The following is a 19200-nucleotide window of genomic DNA, read 5'->3' on the forward strand; positions in this document are numbered from 1 at the left end:
CCCGCCCCGCACCGTGTAGCCGCAACTGGGAATTTCGCCGCCATAAATAAAACTGTGTTAAATAACATACTTTAATTTGCCAACTCTGCCTCCCCTGCCTACAATGTCGCCACTTTTAACACCACACCAAAGGGAAAAAATAATGAAAATAAGCCATGTCGTATTGCTGGTTAATTTGGCCGCGGCCACGTTATTGACCGGTTGCGAAGCCAGCAAACCGGCCACCGAAGCCAACGCTCAACCCGTTGTCGCAGCGCCCGCCGCGGCCACCGAGGCGGCGCCGGTCGCAACACCGACGCCCGCCGTCGAACCCAAACATTGCGATAAACACCACGCCGCAACCGACGAACACGACTGCATCGCTCATTGCGCCAAAAGCAAGGGCAAGAAAAACAAAGCCTGCATCAAACATTGCAAAAGCCATGTAGCGCCTCATCACGATTGCGCCAAACATTGCGCCGATCATCCCGCTGAAAAAGACAAAGCCTGCGCCGAACACTGCGCCCAAGACGCAAACGCCCCGGCCCACCAATGCCATACCGAACATTGCGACCACCACGCCTCGGCCGCCGCGAAAACCTGCGATACCGGGCACTGCGCGCATCACAAGGGCGCCGCCGCTCATCAATGCGGCACGGAGCATTGCGCGGCCCACGGCGGTAACATGGCGGATTGCTGCGGCGACGCTCACAAGTGCGACATGTAACGCCAGCCGACAAACCACCCGCACCCACAAAAAAGCCGGCGAAAGCCGGCTTTTTTGTGGGGCGTTGATCCGGCCTTACCAAGGCATGACCTTACCGTCGCCAAAACGCAGAAAGCTACCGGATTGGGCCGGCGTGTATCCGTCGATAACGTTGATCATGCCGGAAACGCTTTCGTCGGCATCGATCAATGCGTTTGGTCCGCCCATATCGGTTCTGACCCATCCCGGATGTAGAATCAACACACCGATACCTTGCGGCGCCAAGTCGATCGACAGGCTTTTCATCGCCGCGTTGACGCCGGCCTTGCTGGAGCGGTACAAAATACTGCCGCCGCTGGTGTTGTCCGTCATGCTGCCCATCAGACTACTGACCGTGACGATCAGTTTGCGCTGTCCCTCTTGCAGATTGGGCAACAGCGCCTCGGCCAATTTGACCGGTGCCAGCGTGTTGATCGTCAACGTATCGAGCCAGGTGGAATAATCCAGATTGCCGAATCCATGGCCGCTTCGGTCGCCGTAGACGCCGGCATTGTTCAACAATACATCGATCGGCGTGCCACGTAGTTCGGCGGCCAACGCGTCGATTTGCCCAAAGTCCGCGATGTCCGCCGCCAGCACTTTCACTCGATCCGAATCGGCTGCCAGCGTCAATAATGCCTCGGCATCGTCAGGGCATCGGCAAACCGCGAGCACCCGCCAACCGGCCGCCGAATACTGTTTACAAAACTCCAATCCCAAGCCGCGATTGGCGCCGGTAATCAACACGGTTTGCATAAAATCTCCCAAATTTAAAAGCGATAGAGTCAGCCCAATTGCGCCTGCGCCAGCCTAACCCAATAACTGGCGCCAAGCGCAAGTATGTCGTCGTTGAAATCGTAACTGGCGTTGTGCAGCGTGCAAGGTCCCGCGCCGTGACCGGCGCTGCGATGATTGCCGTCGCCGTTACCCAGAAAGCAATAACAACCGGGCAAGACTTGCAACATGAAGGCGAAATCTTCGGCGCCCATCGTCGGCACCTGCGGCAATACCCGCCGCTCGCCGACCATATCAATCATGACTTGCCTGACTTGCTCGACCGCCTCCGGTTCGTTGACCGTGGCCGGATATAGCCGCTGAAATTCGAAGTCGCCGGTCATTCCGTGGGCCAAACAAGTATGCTCGACCAATTGCGCCATCCGCGCCTCGATCAAGTCCAGCAAGTCGGCGGAAAAAGTCCTGACCGTACCGGCCAGTTCGCAACGGTCGGCAATGATGTTGGTAGCCTCGCCGGCGTTCAACATCGTCACCGAAATCACGCCGCTGTCGAGCGGGTTGGCGTTGCGGGTCAGTATGGTCTGGAAGGCGGTAATCAACTGGGCCGCGACCGGAACCGGGTCCAGCCCCAAATGCGGCATTGCCGCGTGGCAGCCCTTGCCGTGCACGACGATTTTAAAGCGGCTCATCGACGCCATTACCGGACCCGCGCCGACCGCGAACTCGCCGACCGCCAAGCCCGGCCAATTGTGCATGCCGAACACCGCCCGCATCGGAAAGCGCTCGAACACGCCGTCCTTGATCATCGCATCGGCACCGCCGCCGCCTTCTTCGGCGGGCTGAAAAATCAGATAGACGGTGCCGTCGAAATCGCGGTGCCGCGCCAGATATTCCGCGGCGGCCAGCAACATCGCAGTATGGCCGTCGTGGCCGCAGGCGTGCATCTTGCCTGGATATTGCGAGGCGTGGGCAAAGCCATTGAGCTCTTGCATCGGCAGAGCATCCATGTCGGCCCGCAGGCCGATCGCACTATCGCCGCTGCCCGATTGGATAACGCCGACCACACCGGTCTTACCCAAACCCCGATACACCGGAATGCCCCATTCACTCAACTTGGCCGCCACCAGCTCGGCGGTACGCCTCTCCTCGAAACACAATTCCGGGTGGGCGTGAATGTCGCGGCGCCAACTCTGAATCCGGTCCAACGCAGCGACGATCTCGGGAATCGCCCCTTCCGGAACGGTGCTGGCTAACGGCGGAAGATTTTCGCTCATATTTTACGACTCTATTGAACAGCACTATTATTGCGGTCGAATTGGTTCGACCGATCAGTTCGACGAACCCCATGCTTCTCCGCCACGGATTACCGATCATGCCCGACTCGCACCGCTACCACGTGGTTATCGCCGTCCCGACGATGCCGCACTACCGGCTCAGGTTATTCGAACTGTTGGCGGAAAACCTGGCGCGGGAAAGCGTCAAGCTCGAAGTAGTTTACGGCAATCCCAACCCGGAGCAAGCCGCGAAACGTGACTTGGTGGAATTGGCGGCGCCAGTCGGTGTAAAGATCCGAAATTATTGGCTGAACGAAACGGTGCTGCACCAGGCAATCTTCGGCAAAACAGTAAATATCCCCCGGCAAAGCCGGGGGCTTTATGTTGTGAACCGCTCAAAGCGGTAAATAGGGTCGCTAACGCGGCCCTTTAACTTTAGCCGCCAATAGGCGGCGACTCATTGCCAAAGGTTCATTTGTTCGATTCGTTGGTCTTCCTGTTCTTGATGACGGATATACTCCCGTATCATCCTTTCGTCCCGGCCCACCGTCGAAACAAAATACCCTCGCGCCCAGAAATGTTGACCGACAAAGTTCCGCTTCTTTTCACCATAAACACGGGCCAAGTGAATCGCACTCTTCCCTTTGACGTAGCCAATCACCTGCGACACCGCATATTTCGGTGGAATCGATATCAACATCGGACATATGCACATGATCCGGCATCAAATGCCCTTCCAATATTCGGCTTTCTTTCTGGCTCGCTAACCTTCGAAACACCTCGCCCAAATGCTTGCGCAACGCCCTATACAGCGTTCGGCGACGGCATTTCGGAATAAACACAACGTGATATTTGCACTCCCATTTCGAGTGGCTTAAGCTTTCGTTCTCGTCCATCAGGTTCTCCTCTTGCGTTTGCTTGGCGGCTCACGCTCTCGAGTTTCCTGATGGACTCCTCTAAATGTCAAACTCCTGCTGTCTCCTCGGCTAAGCCGGGGGATTTCTCATTTTTGGTTAAATATATCAAGCCTGGTTTTGCTTGATTGCTAGGCCCTCTATGAAAATTCTCCACACCTCCGATTGGCATTTAGGCCATTCGCTCAAAGGCTTTGACCGACATTTTGAACACCAATGCTTTCTCGATTGGCTACTCGTGCAACTGCGCGAGCAAGACGTCGATGCGTTGCTGGTGACTGGCGACATTTTCGATAACGCCAACCCGTCGGCGGCGGCACAGAAGCAGTTATACCGGTTTCTGCAGGTGGCACGCGAAGCGGCGCCTCACTTGCGGGTGGTAATGATTGCCGGCAATCATGATTCGCCCGGTCGCTTGGAAGCGTCTTCTCCGTTATTGGATTTATTCGACACCACGGTGGTGGGCCAAACGGGACGTAATGGCGCAGGCGAAATTGATCTGGATGCGTTAATCGTGCCCTAGCATGTTTTATCTCAAATTTAAAGGGATCTAAAAATTTGAGGCGACAACTATTCTGACGCAGGGGGCAGGAGGCCTATTACGCATTGCGCAACGCGCTGCGCGCCAACGGCTGATCCACCGCGCGTCGCGCATCGAGCATCGGCCGGCGCCGGTAAACTCGGGTAAAATCAGGCCATGATCACATTGAACACCGAGAATTCCACTTGCCTGTGCGGCTCCGGCTTGAGCTATGCCGACTGTTGCCAGCCCTTCCACGACGGCCGGCAAATGCCCAAAACCGCCGCCGCGCTGATGCGCTCCCGCTTTACCGCCTACGCCGGCCAAAACGCCGCCTATTTGCTGGACACCTGGGCCGCCGAAACTCGGCCGCCCGACATCGACTTCTCCAAGGAAAGCGCCCATTGGCAAAGTCTGACGATAGTGGACACCAAGAAAGGCGGCGAACTCGACGCCAAGGGCATCGTCGAATTCAAGGCGTTTTACCGCCAGGACGATAACGACCATTTCATGCACGAAATCAGCCGCTTCGTGAAAACCGGCGGCCGCTGGTATTACCTGGACGGCAAAATCAAGGCGGCCGGCCGAGTCGGCATCACGACCGACACCGGCCGTAACGCGCCCTGCGCTTGCGGCAGCGGCAAAAAATTCAAGCGTTGCTGCGGCCGCTAAATCCGCGGTCCGCACGCAGGGTTCAGCCGAGGGATTTTGTCTATCAGCCCAGCCCAATCGACCACGGGTATTTCGTTCGGCCGAGTTCGGCCAAGCTCAGGCTGGCGCGCCCTTCGACAGACGAACGGCTTTTTTAAAGGCCGGGTCGAGCGGCAAACCCAGCAGATGGTATAGAGGGCATATCGACAATGGACTGCCCGAGTAATCTAACGCCCCTTATCCGGCCGTTTCAGTAGCCCGTACAAATCGCCGCCGGTCGATAGCACTAGGCTGGCATCGCCGTCGATGACCTTGCGGTAGGTTTCCATCGTTTTCGAGAACTTGTAAAACTCGGCCGCTTCCGGGCGTTGGCCGTAAGCTTTCGCATAGATTTCGGTGGCCTTGGCGTCCGCCTCGCCTTGAATTTGCTGCACCAGCTTATAGGCGGCGGACTGAATTTCGTTGATGTCGCGTTCCTTGTTACCCTTGATCCGCGCCGCCTCACCCTCGCCTTCCGAACGGAAACGCTGAGCAATTTGTAAACGCTCGCTGATCATGCGTTGATGAATCCGTTCCAGCACTTGCTGGTTGTAGTTAATGCGCTTGAAGCGCACGTCCAGTAACTCGATGCCGAATTCGGCCAGTTTCGGCGCGGCGGCCTCGAACACATCCTTCTCGATCGCCGCCCGGCCGACCCGAATCGGACGCAGCACGCCCAACGTGCCCTCGCCGGTCAACGGCCCGGTGAAGGACTCGTCCTGCAAGGGCTTGCGGTCCTTGTCCGAACGCACCACTTCGATCAACTCGTGACGGGCGATCGCGGTGCGGGTTTCGCCGCCAAGAATGTCCTCCAGCCGCGACTGCGCGCTACGTTCGTCGCGTAGCCGCAAGTAGTAGCGCAACGGGTCGGCGATACGCCAACGTGCGAAAGTATGCACCTGCACATAGGTCTTGTCCTTGGTGGACATTTCCACCATCGGCCCGTCCCAACCCAGATAGCGTTTATCGAAGCTGTTGACTTGCTGCACGAACGGCAATTTGAAGTGCAGTCCGGGCTTGGCGATGGGCTCGCCGACCGGGCTGCCGAATTGGGTCAGTATGACTTGCTCGGTCTGATCGACCCGAAAGGTCGACACAAAACCCAGCACCGCCAACAGTATCGCCAGCACGCGCGACATCATGGCGCCACCTCGCCCGTGGCGGCGGCCGGCGCCGCCTTGGCCTCGGCGAACGGCAGCATCGGCAGGATTTGCTGGACGCTGTCATCGACGATGATCTGCTGGCGCGACTGGGGCAGTACGTCGCCCAAGGTTTCCAGGTAAATCCGGGTGCGCGTCACCTCCGGCGCCTTAAGATACTGTTCCAGCACTTGGTTAAACGCGGCAACGTCGCCTTCCGCCTCGTTGATCCGCTTGAAGCGGTAACCCTCGGCGGCGCGTATCGCTTGGTCCGCCTCGCCGCGCGCCCTCGGCACGGCCTTGTTGTACTCGCCGTTGGCCAGATTGATCGCGTTTTCCCGGTCCTGTTGAGCGCGATTGACCTCGTTGAACGACGGTTGCACCGGCACCGGCGGGTTGACGTTTTTCAGTTGCACCTGATTGATCGACACGCCGAGTTGATAGCGGTCGGCCAATTCCCGAGTGCGGTTCAGCACCGTTTCCTCGATTTCCTGGCGACCGATTGTGATGATTTCGTCGACGGTACGGTCGCCCACCACCTCGCGCATCACCGCTTCGGACAAATCGCGCAAGGTTTGACCGGGATCGCGCACGTCGAACAAATATTTCACCGGATCGGTAATCCGATATTGGACAATCCACTCGACCAACGCCGAATTCAGATCGCCGGTCACCATCGATTTTTCCAGCGCCGGCTGATCGCCAGCCTGATCGGGGTTGGAATAGCCCGGCGTCGCGAAACCGAACTCCAGTTTTTGTTGGCGCTGGGTCGGTACCGTAATCACTTGATCGACGCCGAACGGCAGTTTGGCGTGCAAACCGGACGGGACTTTATCGATATACTGCCCAAAGCGCAGCACGATGCCTTCGGATTCGGCCGGTATCGTATAGAACGACATCATTGCCCCGATCAGCAGCACGGCCGCTACAGCCAACACCAACGGCGGCACCGGCCATTCGCTGGGAAAACGCTCGAATATCACTTTGGCATCGTTCACGGCGGACCTCCATAGTCTCGGCTACGATTCTCAAAGGAGTTTGGCCGATAGCCGACCCTTATGCAATAACTAAAATGCTGACTACGCTTTACCCGGATTTACCTTGCTTGGCATTCCTTTACCGGATAGCGCCGCATAATGTCGGCACGCTCACCCACTCCAGAGGTCGCCCATGTTCCGCGAAACTGAAACCCGCTCCAAACCGCCTTACTTACCGAGCGCATCGAACCGCCGGCCCGGCGCCGAATACCGATTGGCCGACGCCTTCCACGACCAACCCGATCAATCAGACCCCGCTGACACCACCTTGATAGCGGAGCTAACCTACCTTTATTGGCTGGCATCGGATCGCTAGCGAGTCAGCGGCCGGCGATACCAACGTTCCTCTACCGTGGCGCGGACTTCGGCGTACGCTACACCGATGCGCCACCCACCGGTGCCATGACACTGATCAGTGTTAGAACCTACCCATGCCTGGTTTGCGCAAATCCCGGTCGAACGGGGCAATCGAAACCCCGTCGGATTAGCAACGCCGCCGCTCGCCATTCCCCGCAGGCCCATGCCGGCGATTCGAAGGCCAGGCTTCGAACACCTTAGTTGAACAAGACCACCAGCGTAAATTCGGCCGCCCCGCGAACCACGATTTGGTAATGCCGCGAGAACTTGCTGTACCCCTCGGAATCCGCAAGCAGCAGGCATAGGTCATCAGCCAGAGCAACTATATCAATGCCAAAAACTAGCGACGGTAAGCTGGAATGCGCTGAAAGGATGGGCTTTATTACCTGTATTTAGCTGATGAAAGAGGGTTGCAAAAGCGCTTTCAGCGCCGAGAAACAAATACCTATGAAACTAAACAATCTTCAGTCTTTTCAGTTCTTCATTAATTCTTAGCTGAAATTCACCATCCACTTTGCTTCCGAGTTTTAGACTTTCAACTACCATGGTCGCATGCTTGATTCTTTTCTCCTTGACAGTATTTAACACACTCACTATGCCATAAACGCGAAATAACGCTTCGATTTCCGTGTCATCGGGTTTCAACATATTTGAAATATAAAGTTCGAACGCCGCCACATCCAACTTAGCTAAATAATTTTTAATAACGCGGTCCCGGTCGAATGTAGTCCAGGCATGCGGATTTGACGGATGGAATCGACGTTGCGCTTCTTCAACGTTGTATAGCTCGGCAAACGAAGGTTGCGGAATATACGGCGTTGACTGATATATTTTCCATAGGTTTTCTAAAAATCCAACATAAACTGGCGACTTTTCAGAATCGATACCGAAACTTCCAGAACTGTCTACAACCCGCCGCAAACAATCGAGCGCATATTCCAAATAGCCGAACGATAAAGCAATAAACGCCAACTTAATCAAGCTTATCTTGGGATTCCGTGCTGTTTTTTCCAAGCTTTCCGGGTCCTTGAGAAACAAAGCGTCCGCAGCCATCTGCATGCCTTCGCCTCGAAAACCGATACCTGCTCGGAAAAAGTTAACCTGCGCTTCTCGCCCGAAAAACCGAATAAAGTGAAATCCCATTGCACGCATTCTGGCATGAATATCGCCGAACAATGGTTGGTCTTTATATAACTCATGAAACTCAACCTCGCATAACACACCTATTGTATTATTCGATAATTGTTCCTCGGCACCTAAAAATACACGCTCCTCTCCGCCCTGCGTATCGACTGACAGAAAATCGACGGTAAATTGCTCCCGTTTCGCCAACTGATCCAATGTCACGCTTGGTGCCGAAATCGACGCCACCGGTCGAAATGCCTCTTTATAAACATAATCGCCCATTAATGCCGATGGCGAATATTGCTCCGGTCGATAATCGGCGGGTGGTAATAGCGAACTCGTGCAGGGACAATGATTTAATTGAAATTCAATATTTCCCTCTTCCTTATCCACCACATAAGGATGTAACTTAAAGTTCAGACCGCGCTTTTGACTGATTACGGAAATCTGCGGTAGGCAAGATTCATCCGGATCGTAAATATGATAGACAATGTCTTCGTTGAAATTCGGGTTTCTAGGAAACTCGCCGAGTTCTCCATCCCGCCCCCCAACATGATGGATTTGTATAATATAAGGCGATTCTTTCATATTAATTTAATTCCTATTAGCGTTGTCGAAAACTCTGTTCTAAACCAGGTATAAAAACTAAAACGCCCACAAGCATTCAGCTACTGTCACAGAGCCGCGACCCGTAAAATCGTGACTCGCATTGGCCCTAGGTATTTTTCATATCGCCGTGAGTATATTGGTAAAAGCGCATCCGTTCGCTGAAAAATCAGAAAATCGTTCGCGCCTCTTACGCGGTTTTTAGAGAGTACTTCGTTGGCGGTTTATTCTAGCCCATACCAACGGGACGGTTTATTCGCCGTGATGTCGCTCCAGGCACTTGGCAGTTTGGCGGGCAACAGCGCGGAGCAAGGCGGAAATTTCAACGAGCCGCCTGCGCCGGCACTCGAAAGCGCGAGAGAAACGAAACGGCCGATCGGGCAATTGTTGTACGATAGCCGCTTTATCCCCGAGGCCGCCTCGTGACTATCGCATCGTCGTTTATCCGGCTTTGCCGACAAATCGTCGGCGACGCCAACGTCATCGCCGATCCGGCCTTGCTGAGGGTATACGAGTGCGACGCCCTGGCGGCCTACACGCAATTGCCCGACTTGGTGGTGCTGCCGGACAGCGTCGAACAGATACCGGCACTGCTGCGATTGTGCCACACCCACCGAATTCCGGTCGTCGCGCGCGGCGCCGGCACCGGTCTGTCGGGCGGCGCGCTGCCGGTGCCCGGAGGTATCGTGCTGGGGCTGGCCAAACTCAATCGCATCTTAGGCGTCGATCCCATCAACCGCACCGCGACCGTGCAACCCGGCGTGCGTAATCTGGCTATTTCCGAAGCGGCCCGTCCGCACGGTTTGTATTACCCGCCGGACCCCTCCTCGCAAATCGCTTGCAGCATCGGCGGCAATATCGCCGAAAACGCCGGCGGCGTGCATTGCCTGAAATACGGCCTGACCGTGCATAACGTACTGCAAATCAAATTGGCGACGATCACCGGCGAATTGCTGACCCTGGGCGGCAGCGGCTTGGATGGCGCCGGTTACGATCTGCTGGCCTTGGCGATCGGCTCGGAAGGCTTGTTGGGCGTGGTTGTCGAGGCCACGCTGCGGCTGTTGCCGACGCCGCCGCGGGTGCAAGTATTGTTGGCCGGGTTCGCGACCATCGAACAGGCCGGCGCGGCGGTGGCCGATATTATCGGCGCCGGCCTGATTCCCGCCGGCCTGGAATTGATGGACAACGCCGCGATCCGCGCCACCGAGGCCTTCGTCCACGCCGGCTATCCGGTGGAGGCGGCGGCGATCTTGCTATGCGAACTGGACGGCCAGCCGGAGCAGGTCGATGCCGATTTGGCCCGCGCCGAGGCGCTTCTAAGGGCAGCCGGCGCCAGCGAAATTCGGGTGGCCGCCGACGCCGCCCAGCGCCAGCGCTTCTGGGCCGGCCGCAAGGCCGCGTTTCCGGCGGTCGGCCGCATCGCCAGCGATTATTACTGCATGGACGGCACCATTCCGCGCCGGCATCTAGCGGCCGTACTCGCCGAAATCGCCGCGGTGGCCGAGCGTTACGGCTTGAGCGTGGTCAATGTATTCCACGCCGGCGACGGCAATCTGCATCCGTTGATTTTGTACGACGCCGGCCGGCCCGGCGACTTCGACAAAGCCGAGGCGCTGGGCGGTGACATTCTGGAATTGTGCGTGCGGGTCGGCGGCACCATCACCGGCGAACACGGCGTCGGCCGCGAAAAATTGCCGCAGATGTGCGTGCAGTTTCAGGCCGCCGAGCTTGAGCAATTTCACGCGCTGAAACAGGCTTTCGATCCGAACGGCTTGTTGAATCCTGGCAAGGCGGTGCCGACCCTGCACCGTTGCGCGGAGCTGGGCAAGATGCACGTCCACGGCGGCCGCTTACCGCATCCGGAACTGGAGCGGTTTTGATGACGAACGCGGATATGAGCGATGTCGTCGTCGGGCACATCCGGCAAGCCGGTGCCGAGCGGCGGCCGTTACGCATTGTCGGTGGGAATAGCAAAGCCTTCTACGGCGGCGCCGATACGGCCGACACCGTGTTATCGCTCGCCGAACATCGCGGCATCATCGCCTACGAACCCAGCGAGTTGGTCATCACCGCCCGCGCCGGCACGCCGTTGGCCGAAATCAATCACCTTCTGGCCGAACGCCGGCAAATACTCGGCTTCGAGCCGCCGGCATTCGGCACGCGCGCGACGGTGGGCGGTACGATGGCTTGCGGTTTTTCCGGGCCGCGTCGCCCGTTCACCGGCAGCGCCCGCGACTTTATGCTGGGCTGTCGCATCGTCAACGGCCGCGCCGAAACCCTAAACTTCGGCGGCCAGGTCATCAAAAACGTGGCCGGCTTCGACGTCTCCCGGCTGATGGTCGGCGCCTTGGGCACGCTGGGGGTGTTACTGGAGGCGTCGTTGAGAGTCTTGCCGATGCCGGAAGCCGAACTCACGTTAGCGCAAAGCCTCGCCGAGGACCAAGCCTTGGCCGCGATGAACCGACTGCAAGGCCAGTCCCTGCCGCTATCGGCGCTCAGTCATCACGACGGACTGTTGCGCGTGCGCTTGAGCGGCGCAGAAGCAGCCGTCGCGGCGGCGGCCGCCCGAATCGGCGGCGAAATCGTTGGCGACGGTCGCGACTATTGGCACGCGTTGCGTGAACAGACACTGGCATTCTTCGCCGAAACCGGCGACCTGTGGCGGCTAAGCGTCACGCCGGCGGCACCGTTGTCCGCCGCGCCCGGCCGGCAATTGCTGGAATGGGGCGGCGCGTTGCGCTGGCTAAAAACCGATGCGTCCGCCGACGCGGTACATGCGGCCGCCCGAGCGGTCGGCGGGCACGCCATCCTTTGGCGCGGTGCCGACAAAACCGCCTGGCTGAACGCCGAACCGGCATTGGCCGGCTTGCAATCCCGCTTGCGCGCCGCATTCGATCCCCTTAGCCTGTTCAACCCCGGCCGAATGCCGTTTTAGCCCATGCAAACCGTTATCGCCGAACCGCTGAAATACACGCCGCAAGGCGCCGTCGCCGAACAACTGCTGCGCGCTTGCGTGCATTGCGGATTTTGCAACGCGGTTTGTCCGACTTACCGCCTGCTGGGCGACGAATTGGACGGGCCGCGCGGCCGGATTTATCTGATCAAGCAAACGCTGGAAACCGGCGACGCGGACGCCGCCGGTCTGACCCATCTTGACCGTTGCCTGACTTGCCGGTCTTGCGAAACCGCCTGTCCCTCCGGTGTGGAATACGGCCAATTGTTGGACATTGGCCGCGAGCTGATGGCTAAACCAGGCATACGTTCACGGCGCCAGCGCTGGCTAAGACGCTGGCTGGTCGCGGCGCTGGCCTATCCGCGCCGGGCGGCTTGGTTAATCGGCGCGGCGCGGCGGCTCAAGCCGTGGTTACCCGGATTTCTGCGCGCGAAACTGCCGGACCGGCAAGCCGCCGAAACGTGGCCGGCACCGCGCCATCAACGGCGGGTGTTGATCCCGCAAGGTTGCCTGCAACCGGCCTTGGCGCCGCGCATCGACGCCGCGACGGCTCGGGTGCTGGATAGTCTCGGCATCAGCGCCGTTTCGTTGCCGGCCGGTTGCTGCGGTGCCCTACCCTATCATCTGGACCGCCAGGCCGAGGGTCTGACCATGATGCTTGAAACCGTGGAACGCTGTTGGTGCGAATTGCAAGCCGGTGCCGAAGCCGTGGTCTCCACGGCCAGCGGTTGCGGTGTCACGCTCAAGGATTACGGCCGCCTGTTGGGCGACGACCCGGATTACGCCGCGAAGGCGGCGGCGGTCGCGGCCAAGACCCGCGACATCGCCGAGCTGCTCAGCGGAGAAGACCTGAGCCGCTTGGCGATCCGGACTTGCCGGGTAGCGGTGCATTCACCCTGCACGCTGCAACACGGCCAAGGCCTGCCCGGTATCGTCGAGTCCTTGCTGAACGGCCTGGGCTTCGAATTGGCGACGGTCGCCGACGCCGATCTGTGCTGCGGCTCGGCCGGCAGCTACAGTCTGCTACAACCGGCCATCGCCGAACGCTTGCGCGACGCCAAGCTAACGACCTTGCAAGCCGGCGCGGCGGACGTCATCGTCACCGCCAACATCGGCTGCTGGCTGCACTTGCGCGAGCGGGCGACGCTTCCGGTTCGCCACTGGATCGAATTGCTGGACCCCGGCGCGCCGGGCCAGCGCCGCTGACGCCACGGCCGGTCTCGGCATCGATATTGGATATTGCACGGTCGCCTCCCGCACCGGCCCCGGTAGCCCGCCCAAGTTTATCGAATATACAGATGAACTCATCAAAACATATCGTTTTATTTAATTCAAAACCGCCGCTACGCTAAGCCACCTATTCGATGGACGCTTGGCCGCTGTCGGTTCCGTGGCGTGTCGCTAAACGCCATTTCAACCGATGCGTCGGAGATTCGGACGCCGTTAATGCGGATCGGCATCGCCGGTCGCGCTAACCGTTCTCACCGAACAAAACCCATCGAGTACGCCATTTTGCCCCCATAGTCAGGAGACAACCATGCCATTACAGCAACTGGTGGAATATTTCAACGACCGGCTGGAACAGGAACACAACAGCGGGTTTCGGCCGTTTGTGCTGCGGGACGGCCGGGTGGAAGCCTCGTTCGGACCGATTCGACTGGCAAGCCGATTAAAACCAATTCGGGAAACCTTGCGTAGCGCGCGACGCGTCGGCCACATGGCCCAACTGCAAATCAGCGCCAATCCGGCTTCAAGCCCGCCGCCGGCCGCGGTCGACGCGCTACTGAATCCGGAGCCGCCGCCGCAAAGCATCGTCAATTTCGACCGGCTGTCGCGCGCGGTACACATGCTGAATTATTTGCCCGAAGCGCATTTGGACGAGATTCTGTTTCTGGATGTCGATCCCCGCCACATCCTCGGCGTCAAAACCGACCACGGCGCGTATTTCGAGGAAGTCATCGCCAAATGCGGCCTGCAAACCCGCAATGTCGCTATCGTGATGACCGTGAACCGGATATACGCCCGCTATTACCAAACCCTGCTGAAAGGCTTGCAAAACTATCAAACGCGCGGTTATCGGGTGGCGTTGAAATTCGATTATCCAACCCTGGATCAGGCGGCGCTGGATTTACTGGCCCGGGCCGCCGCCGACTTCGTGTGCTTGTCGGCCGGCGAACTGGAACGGATTCGCGACAACCGCCTATTGGAAAAACTGCGCCAATTGAACGGCTTGGTCGAGTCGATAGGCGGTCGCGGCATTTTGCTCGACATCGCCGACAAACAGAACGCCGCACTGGCCCGTCAAACCGGCTTCGGTCTGGTGCAGGGCGAACATTTCGAGGCAACGGACGTGCCGGCACCGGTTTACGCCCGCTCGGCTTAATTCGACCTTGTCAGATTCTCGGTAGTGCTCGTCATTTCGGCAGGGATTGCCGAAATCCAGCCCCCACGGACGGATCGAAGCTTGCCATCCATGACACTGGATGCCCGCTTCCCGGCGGGCATGACGGCGTTGCTTAAATTTTGACAAAGTAGAATTAAGCGAGTTTTTTGATTGAAACGAACTTATTGGCCTCGGTCAGTTCCATTTCGAAATGGCCCTGAATGCCGGATTTGGTTAGATAGCGTTGCACATTGCCGGCCGGAAATACCACCCGGCGGCCGTCGTCGCTCAAGGTGGTGACGGTTTTGGCGTGGCCCTGGTAAACCGCCAAGTATTGATCGTAACTCAGGTTTAAACGGAAGCGGATATAGCGGCGATTGGACATTAAAAAGCCGCGCCGGCTAGCCGGCGCGGCCTCCCTTCGGTTAACGCATGTTTTGCAAGGCTTCGATGCGCTCTTCGAGCGGCGGATGGCTCATGAACAAGCGCTGCACCCCGCCGCCGTTAATGCCGAACGCGGCCAGTTCGCCCGGCAACTGCGCCGGCTCGTGCGAACGTTGCAAGGCTCGCAACGCGCCTATCATCTTCTGCCGTCCGGCCAAATTGGCGCCGCCGGCATCGGCCCGGAATTCGCGGTAACGCGAGAACCACATCACCAGCATCGACGCCAGGATAGACAACGCAATCTGCGCGATCATCTGGGTGATGTAATAGGCCGGACCGTAGCCGCGTTCGGTCTTGAACACGGCCCGGTCGACGACGTAGCCGATGATGGTCGCGAAAAAGTACACGAAGGTGTTGACCACGCCTTGCATCAAGGCCATCGTCACCATATCGCCGTTGGCGACGTGACTGATCTCGTGGCCGACCACGGCTTCCACCTCGTCCGCGCTCATCGCTCTCAGCAAGCCGGTGCTGACCGCCACCAACGCGTCGTTGCGGTTGGCGCCGGTCGCGAAGGCGTTGGGTTCAGGCGCGTCGAAAATACCCACTTCGGGCATGCCGATACCGGCCTTTTGCGCTTGGCGGGAAACGACCTCCAGCAGCCATTGTTCGGTCTGGTTTTGCGGACGATCGATCACATGCACGCCCATCGCGTTTTTAGCCGACCATTTGGACATGAACAACGAAATAACGGAACCGGTCATGCCAAACACCGCCGACATCGCCAGCAAGCCTTCCAGATTCAGGTCGACGCCTTGGGCATCCAACGCGCCCTTCAGGCCGAGGACGCTAAAAATGATACTGATCGCGATCATGATGGCCACGTTGGTGGCCAAAAACAGCAGTATTCTCGTCATGGTGTGACTTTCCTTTATCGTTGTTGAGTGGTGATTAATGTGGGGCGCCTAAAAATTAAATTCAAGCTTATAGAGTGTTACCATCTGCGAAAAGTTTATTTTGGGGTATAAAAATGAAAATAATCCAAGCGCTATGGCTGGTTTTGGCGACGATCGGCGCCGCCCACGCCGCCGATCGCGGCTACGAGTCGGTACTCAGCCAGCTCAAGTTGCCGGCCGGCTTCAAGATTAGCATTTTTGCCGACGGCGTACCCAATGCCCGGCAATTGGCGCTCGGCGACAACGGCACGGTGTTCGTCGGCAGCCGCGACGGCAATGTATTCGCGGTGCAAGACCGAGACGGCGACGGAGTGGCCGAGCAAAAATTCCAAATTGCCCAACAATTAAACCTGCCGAACGGCGTGGCGTTTAAAAACGGCTCGTTATACGTCGCGGAGATACAACGCATCATCCGCTTCGACAATATCGAACAGCGCTTGAGCAACCCGCCCAAACCCGAAGTGGTCTACAACGATTTCCCGGAAGACCGCCACCACGGCTGGAAGTATTTGCGCTTCGGCCCGGACGGCAAGTTGTACACCGCCGTCGGCGCGCCGTGCAATATCTGCGATCCCGGCAAGCCGATCTACGGCTCGCTGGTTCGCTTGAACCCGGACGGCAGCGACTTCGAAATCCTGGCGCGCGGCATTCGCAACACGGTCGGCTTCGACTGGGAAACCCGCACCAATCATTTGTTCTTTAACGATAACGGCCGCGACTATTTGGGCGACGACCTGCCGCCCGACGAACTCAACGAATGGAGCCGGCCCGGCGAACACTTCGGCTACCCTTACTGCCACGCCGGCACCATCCCGGATCCGCAACTGGCCGGCGACAAAAAATGCAACAGTTTTATCGCGCCGGCCTGGAAATACAAAGCCCATATCGCGCCGCTGGGCATGCGCTTTTACACCGGCAAACAGTTCCCCGACCAGTATTTCCGGCAATTGTTCGTCGCCCAACACGGTTCATGGAACCGAACTCAACCGCAAGGCTACCAGATCGACGTCGTCAAATTCAGCGGCGGTCATCCTTATAACGAACAAGCCTTTATTAGTGGTTGGCTGACCGCGTCGGGCGAAGTGCTGGGCCGGCCGAACGACGTTATCGTCGGCCGCGACGGCAGCTTGCTGATTAGCGACGACAAGCTGGGCGTCATCTACCGGGTGAGCTACGGCCGATGAGCAAACATCAATTCGAAGTGCTGGACGTCAAAACCGTCTACGAGGGATTTTTTCGGCTGGAACAATACCGCGTAAGGCACACGCTGTATCAGGGCGGCTGGAGCCGGCCCTTGCAACGCGAGTTGTTTCGGCGCGGCAACTGCGTGGCGGTTTTGCTTTACGACCCGGACCGGGATGAAGTGGTGTTGATCGAGCAATTTCGGGTCGGCGCCATCCTGAGGCCGAACCATGCTTGGCAAATCGAAATCGTCGCCGGCGCGATCGAGGACGGCGAGACCGCCGAGGACGTCGCCTACCGCGAAGCGCTCGAAGAAGCCGGCTGCGAAATTCTGGATCTGATCGAAGTCAAACGTTTCTACACGACGCCGGGCGGCTCGTCGGAATTGATCACCCTGTTCTGCGGCCGAGTCGATAGCCGCGGCATCGGCGGCGTTCACGGCCTGGACCACGAGGACGAAGACATCCGCGTCTTCGCGGTCAAGACCGAACAAGCTTTCGATATGCTGGAAGACGGCTCTATAGAATCCGGAATTCCAATTCTGGCCTTGCAGTGGCTGTATATGCACCGCGACCGCTTGCGGGCGCGCTGGGCGGCGAGTCCGGCCGAGCGGGAGCAGCCAGAACCAGCCTAGGCCCGCCCACCCTGGCTGGCGCTAACGTCCTTTGAACACACCGGCCTTGCCCAACCAGGGATTGAATTTCTCCAACAACCAGGCTTTGGCGAATTCGTCGTTTTTGACGAGCAAATCCAAAAAGCGGTGCTCGCGCTTTGCACCGCCGCAACTTGTTTGTACGCGCGTTCTATCCGCATTTTTTCCAGGTCTTCGCCGCGCAAGCCGTAGCCGGGGCCGCCGCCCATCGGCGGTCCGCCGCCTCCGCCCATGCCGCCCCCACCGCCGCCGACGCGATTGACCGGATTCAGCAACAACCGACCGCCCGGCCCGCCGCCACCCATCCCCATTTCGGGTCCGCCGCCCGAACCGCCGCGCTGGCCCCGGCCGGTGCCTATGCCGGCGCCGGCCAGCAATTGATGGCTAGCCTCGGTCAACACTAACAAGTACTTGCCGCCCGGCGGCGCGTGCTCCCACACCGATAGCCGAGCACCGGCCGCGCCGATGGCATAGGAGTCGTCATCCTCGCTGCCGGTGACTGCCAGCAACGGCGAGGAAATTGGTTGAAAACGGCTACGGACATTGCCGGTCGCCAAATCCACCGAAGGACTCAAGAGTATCCCGGCCACGGGCCGTAACTCTTGCCTACCCGGCAACTCGACGCCGAAATTTTCGCCGAGTACCGCGCTGACGGTTTGCGCGCCCAAATCGTATCCGGCCAACACCAGTTTATCGACGTCGGCGGCCGCGTACAGACGCTGCCCCAAACCGGCCCGGGTCCGTAGCTGCTGGTAAGCCCAGGCCAAGTCGGCGACTCGACCGGGCAAATGTTCGGCGGCGAAATACTCGTGGCCGAGATAACGTAATTCGCTGCTGCGAGCCGCCTTGGACGGACGGCGTTTGTCCTCCGGCCGATCGCTGTCGTCCTCGTCGTCGGGCTGGGTACCATCTTCCGGATCGGGTCCGCCGCCAAACCAGCCGCCGAACATCCCCGCTGCCTCGCCGTCCTCGTCATCCGGCGGGCCCATATCGTTGGCGGTGCCGGGACGCGGTCCGCCGCGCGGCCGGTTCAATTCGCGCAAGGCTTGCCCTATCGCCACCGGCTGCATGCAAAATACCGCGTAACCAGCTTTGGCCCAGAATTCGCGCCATAAGCGGCCGCCGCCGGCATACTCGCCCAAGGCCGGCAGGTACACGATCAGCGGGTAACGGCCCGGCGCGGTGGGTACCGTAATCGATACGTCCAAATCGCGGCCATCGTGATGCCAGACTTCGCGGCCGGTTTCGATCTCGAACCGTCGCGCCGGCCGGTAGCCGCCGTCCAGCAAAACTTTTTCCAGTTTTTCGGCTTGCTCGATCTGGCTGGGCGGCAACGGCCGCGAACCGCAGGCGACCAGTAACACACACAACAGCAGGCAAACCGCGATTCGTAAACCGGTCGCGGAGGGTTCGAACCAGCCTATCGACCGCCGTGAATTTGGTTTCATCGCAGCGAATTTCCTATTCATTTGATAGCAACATACAACAGCCAAAATTTAAATACGGGTAAACAACAGTATGCCGACGGCATCGGTAAATCCCAGTCAATATAATGTAAATTCGGGTAAA

General features: G+C 58.6%; 19 protein-coding genes and 1 pseudogene. 11 read left to right on the top strand and 9 right to left on the bottom strand.

All coding sequences use genetic code 11. The features are described from left to right. The first annotated feature begins 142 nt into the window (after positions 1–142). A complete protein-coding gene (locus ACP4CD_RS06080; RefSeq protein WP_426993928.1) occupies positions 143–706 on the top strand; it encodes a hypothetical protein in 564 nt (187 codons plus the stop codon). 75 nt (positions 707–781) lie between these two features. Here ACP4CD_RS06080 and ACP4CD_RS06085 read toward each other — a convergent pair whose 3' ends face one another. Together ACP4CD_RS06085 and ACP4CD_RS06090 are read right to left on the bottom strand one after the other, a co-directional pair. Continuing rightward, positions 782–1480, bottom strand: a complete 699-nt coding sequence (locus ACP4CD_RS06085) for an SDR family oxidoreductase (RefSeq protein ID WP_426993929.1) — start codon at positions 1478–1480, stop codon at positions 782–784. Between the two features lie 29 nt (positions 1481–1509). Beyond that, a complete protein-coding gene (locus ACP4CD_RS06090) occupies positions 1510–2733 on the bottom strand; it encodes a M20 aminoacylase family protein (RefSeq protein ID WP_426993930.1) in 1224 nt (407 codons plus the stop codon). A 143-nt stretch (positions 2734–2876) separates the two neighbouring features. Here ACP4CD_RS06090 and ACP4CD_RS06095 point away from each other — a divergent pair, with 143 nt between their 5' ends. Next, positions 2877–3140: a hypothetical protein gene (locus tag ACP4CD_RS06095; RefSeq protein WP_426993931.1), complete on the top strand. Its 264-nt coding sequence runs from the start codon at positions 2877–2879 to the stop codon at positions 3138–3140. 50 nt (positions 3141–3190) lie between these two features. Here the strand turns inward: ACP4CD_RS06095 and tnpA are convergent. Continuing rightward, positions 3191–3629 (bottom strand): annotated as a pseudogene (tnpA, locus tag ACP4CD_RS06100) (IS200/IS605 family transposase). A 160-nt stretch (positions 3630–3789) separates the two neighbouring features. Here tnpA and ACP4CD_RS06105 point away from each other — a divergent pair. Together ACP4CD_RS06105 and ACP4CD_RS06110 are read left to right on the top strand one after the other, a co-directional pair. After that, positions 3790–4170: a metallophosphoesterase family protein gene (locus ACP4CD_RS06105; RefSeq protein WP_426993932.1), complete on the top strand. Its 381-nt coding sequence runs from the start codon at positions 3790–3792 to the stop codon at positions 4168–4170. A 174-nt stretch (positions 4171–4344) separates the two neighbouring features. Beyond that, positions 4345–4839, top strand: coding sequence for a YchJ family protein (locus ACP4CD_RS06110; protein WP_426993933.1), 495 nt, complete (start codon positions 4345–4347; stop codon positions 4837–4839). 206 nt (positions 4840–5045) lie between these two features. Here ACP4CD_RS06110 and hflC read toward each other — a convergent pair whose 3' ends face one another. Both hflC and hflK read right to left on the bottom strand, forming a co-directional pair. Continuing rightward, positions 5046–5999, bottom strand: a complete 954-nt coding sequence (gene hflC, locus ACP4CD_RS06115; RefSeq protein ID WP_426993934.1) for a protease modulator HflC — start codon at positions 5997–5999, stop codon at positions 5046–5048. Then, on the bottom strand, positions 5996–6994 hold the full coding sequence (gene hflK / locus ACP4CD_RS06120; RefSeq protein WP_426993935.1) for an FtsH protease activity modulator HflK: 999 nt from the start codon (positions 6992–6994) through the stop codon (positions 5996–5998). Before hflK ends, hflC begins: the two co-directional genes overlap by 4 nt. A gap of 172 nt (positions 6995–7166) precedes the next feature. On the opposite strand from hflK, the gene ACP4CD_RS06125 reads away from it, so the two are divergent. Continuing rightward, positions 7167–7349: a hypothetical protein gene (locus tag ACP4CD_RS06125; protein ID WP_426993936.1), complete on the top strand. Its 183-nt coding sequence runs from the start codon at positions 7167–7169 to the stop codon at positions 7347–7349. A 494-nt stretch (positions 7350–7843) separates the two neighbouring features. Here the strand turns inward: ACP4CD_RS06125 and ACP4CD_RS06130 are convergent, their stop codons facing one another. Continuing rightward, positions 7844–9103, bottom strand: coding sequence for an FkbM family methyltransferase (locus tag ACP4CD_RS06130; RefSeq protein ID WP_426993937.1), 1260 nt, complete (start codon positions 9101–9103; stop codon positions 7844–7846). 440 nt (positions 9104–9543) lie between these two features. Between ACP4CD_RS06130 and ACP4CD_RS06135 the strand changes: the two genes are divergently transcribed. The 4 genes from ACP4CD_RS06135 (at position 9544) to ACP4CD_RS06150 (ending at position 14457) form a co-directional block, all read left to right on the top strand. Continuing rightward, entirely contained in the window at positions 9544–11001 is a 1458-nt protein-coding gene (locus ACP4CD_RS06135) for an FAD-linked oxidase C-terminal domain-containing protein (protein WP_426993938.1), read from the top strand. Continuing rightward, positions 11001–12056, top strand: coding sequence for a glycolate oxidase subunit GlcE (gene glcE, locus ACP4CD_RS06140; RefSeq protein ID WP_426993939.1), 1056 nt, complete (start codon positions 11001–11003; stop codon positions 12054–12056). The genes ACP4CD_RS06135 and glcE overlap by 1 nt, the downstream gene beginning before the upstream one ends. Before the next feature lie 3 nt (positions 12057–12059). Next, positions 12060–13280: a glycolate oxidase subunit GlcF gene (gene glcF, locus ACP4CD_RS06145; RefSeq protein ID WP_426993940.1), complete on the top strand. Its 1221-nt coding sequence runs from the start codon at positions 12060–12062 to the stop codon at positions 13278–13280. Between the two features lie 331 nt (positions 13281–13611). After that, positions 13612–14457 carry a hypothetical protein gene (locus tag ACP4CD_RS06150; RefSeq protein ID WP_426993941.1) on the top strand — a complete coding sequence of 282 codons (846 nt, stop codon included), beginning with the start codon at positions 13612–13614 and terminating at the stop codon, positions 14455–14457. Positions 14458–14611: 154 nt separating this feature from the next. Here the strand turns inward: ACP4CD_RS06150 and ACP4CD_RS06155 are convergent, their stop codons facing one another. Both ACP4CD_RS06155 and htpX read right to left on the bottom strand, forming a co-directional pair. Beyond that, positions 14612–14842, bottom strand: a complete 231-nt coding sequence (locus ACP4CD_RS06155; protein WP_064027046.1) for a DUF2835 domain-containing protein — start codon at positions 14840–14842, stop codon at positions 14612–14614. Between the two features lie 40 nt (positions 14843–14882). Continuing rightward, positions 14883–15758 (bottom strand): protease HtpX, encoded by an 876-nt coding sequence (gene htpX, locus ACP4CD_RS06160; protein ID WP_064027048.1) that lies wholly within the window; start codon positions 15756–15758, stop codon positions 14883–14885. A 113-nt stretch (positions 15759–15871) separates the two neighbouring features. Here htpX and ACP4CD_RS06165 point away from each other — a divergent pair, with 113 nt between their 5' ends. Further along, on the top strand, positions 15872–16981 hold the full coding sequence (locus tag ACP4CD_RS06165) for a PQQ-dependent sugar dehydrogenase (protein ID WP_071160621.1): 1110 nt from the start codon (positions 15872–15874) through the stop codon (positions 16979–16981). Next, the gene (locus tag ACP4CD_RS06170) at positions 16978–17613 is read left to right on the top strand and encodes an NUDIX domain-containing protein (RefSeq protein ID WP_281023136.1); all 636 of its coding nucleotides are present in this window, start codon (positions 16978–16980) and stop codon (positions 17611–17613) included. Before ACP4CD_RS06165 ends, ACP4CD_RS06170 begins: the two co-directional genes overlap by 4 nt. Here ACP4CD_RS06170 and ACP4CD_RS06175 read toward each other — a convergent pair. Beyond that, positions 17610–19079 carry a hypothetical protein gene (locus ACP4CD_RS06175; RefSeq protein ID WP_426993942.1) on the bottom strand — a complete coding sequence of 490 codons (1470 nt, stop codon included), beginning with the start codon at positions 19077–19079 and terminating at the stop codon, positions 17610–17612. The genes ACP4CD_RS06170 and ACP4CD_RS06175 overlap by 4 nt on opposite strands. Positions 19080–19200: the final 121 nt, after the last annotated feature.

The sequence above is a fragment of the Methylomonas stagni genome, assembly GCF_050154735.1.
GTDB lineage: Bacteria > Pseudomonadota > Gammaproteobacteria > Methylococcales > Methylomonadaceae > Methylomonas > Methylomonas koyamae_A.

Excerpts from the sequence above, each read along its gene's own strand:
- ACP4CD_RS06170 (WP_281023136.1), top strand. The coding sequence starts at position 16,978 with ATGAGCAAACATCAATTCGAAGTGCTGGACGTCAAAACCGTCTACGAG.
- glcE (WP_426993939.1), top strand. The coding sequence starts at position 11,001 with ATGACGAACGCGGATATGAGCGATGTCGTCGTCGGGCACATCCGGCAA.
- ACP4CD_RS06175 (WP_426993942.1), bottom strand. The coding sequence starts at position 19,079 with ATGAAACCAAATTCACGGCGGTCGATAGGCTGGTTCGAACCCTCCGCG.
- ACP4CD_RS06125 (WP_426993936.1), top strand. The coding sequence starts at position 7,167 with ATGTTCCGCGAAACTGAAACCCGCTCCAAACCGCCTTACTTACCGAGC.
- hflC (WP_426993934.1), bottom strand. The coding sequence starts at position 5,999 with ATGATGTCGCGCGTGCTGGCGATACTGTTGGCGGTGCTGGGTTTTGTG.
- htpX (WP_064027048.1), bottom strand. The coding sequence starts at position 15,758 with ATGACGAGAATACTGCTGTTTTTGGCCACCAACGTGGCCATCATGATC.
- ACP4CD_RS06105 (WP_426993932.1), top strand. The coding sequence starts at position 3,790 with ATGAAAATTCTCCACACCTCCGATTGGCATTTAGGCCATTCGCTCAAA.
- ACP4CD_RS06080 (WP_426993928.1), top strand. The coding sequence starts at position 143 with ATGAAAATAAGCCATGTCGTATTGCTGGTTAATTTGGCCGCGGCCACG.
- ACP4CD_RS06085 (WP_426993929.1), bottom strand. The coding sequence starts at position 1,480 with ATGCAAACCGTGTTGATTACCGGCGCCAATCGCGGCTTGGGATTGGAG.
- ACP4CD_RS06155 (WP_064027046.1), bottom strand. The coding sequence starts at position 14,842 with ATGTCCAATCGCCGCTATATCCGCTTCCGTTTAAACCTGAGTTACGAT.
- ACP4CD_RS06130 (WP_426993937.1), bottom strand. The coding sequence starts at position 9,103 with ATGAAAGAATCGCCTTATATTATACAAATCCATCATGTTGGGGGGCGG.
- ACP4CD_RS06150 (WP_426993941.1), top strand. The coding sequence starts at position 13,612 with ATGCCATTACAGCAACTGGTGGAATATTTCAACGACCGGCTGGAACAG.
- glcF (WP_426993940.1), top strand. The coding sequence starts at position 12,060 with ATGCAAACCGTTATCGCCGAACCGCTGAAATACACGCCGCAAGGCGCC.
- ACP4CD_RS06090 (WP_426993930.1), bottom strand. The coding sequence starts at position 2,733 with ATGAGCGAAAATCTTCCGCCGTTAGCCAGCACCGTTCCGGAAGGGGCG.
- ACP4CD_RS06165 (WP_071160621.1), top strand. The coding sequence starts at position 15,872 with ATGAAAATAATCCAAGCGCTATGGCTGGTTTTGGCGACGATCGGCGCC.
- ACP4CD_RS06110 (WP_426993933.1), top strand. The coding sequence starts at position 4,345 with ATGATCACATTGAACACCGAGAATTCCACTTGCCTGTGCGGCTCCGGC.
- ACP4CD_RS06095 (WP_426993931.1), top strand. The coding sequence starts at position 2,877 with ATGCCGCACTACCGGCTCAGGTTATTCGAACTGTTGGCGGAAAACCTG.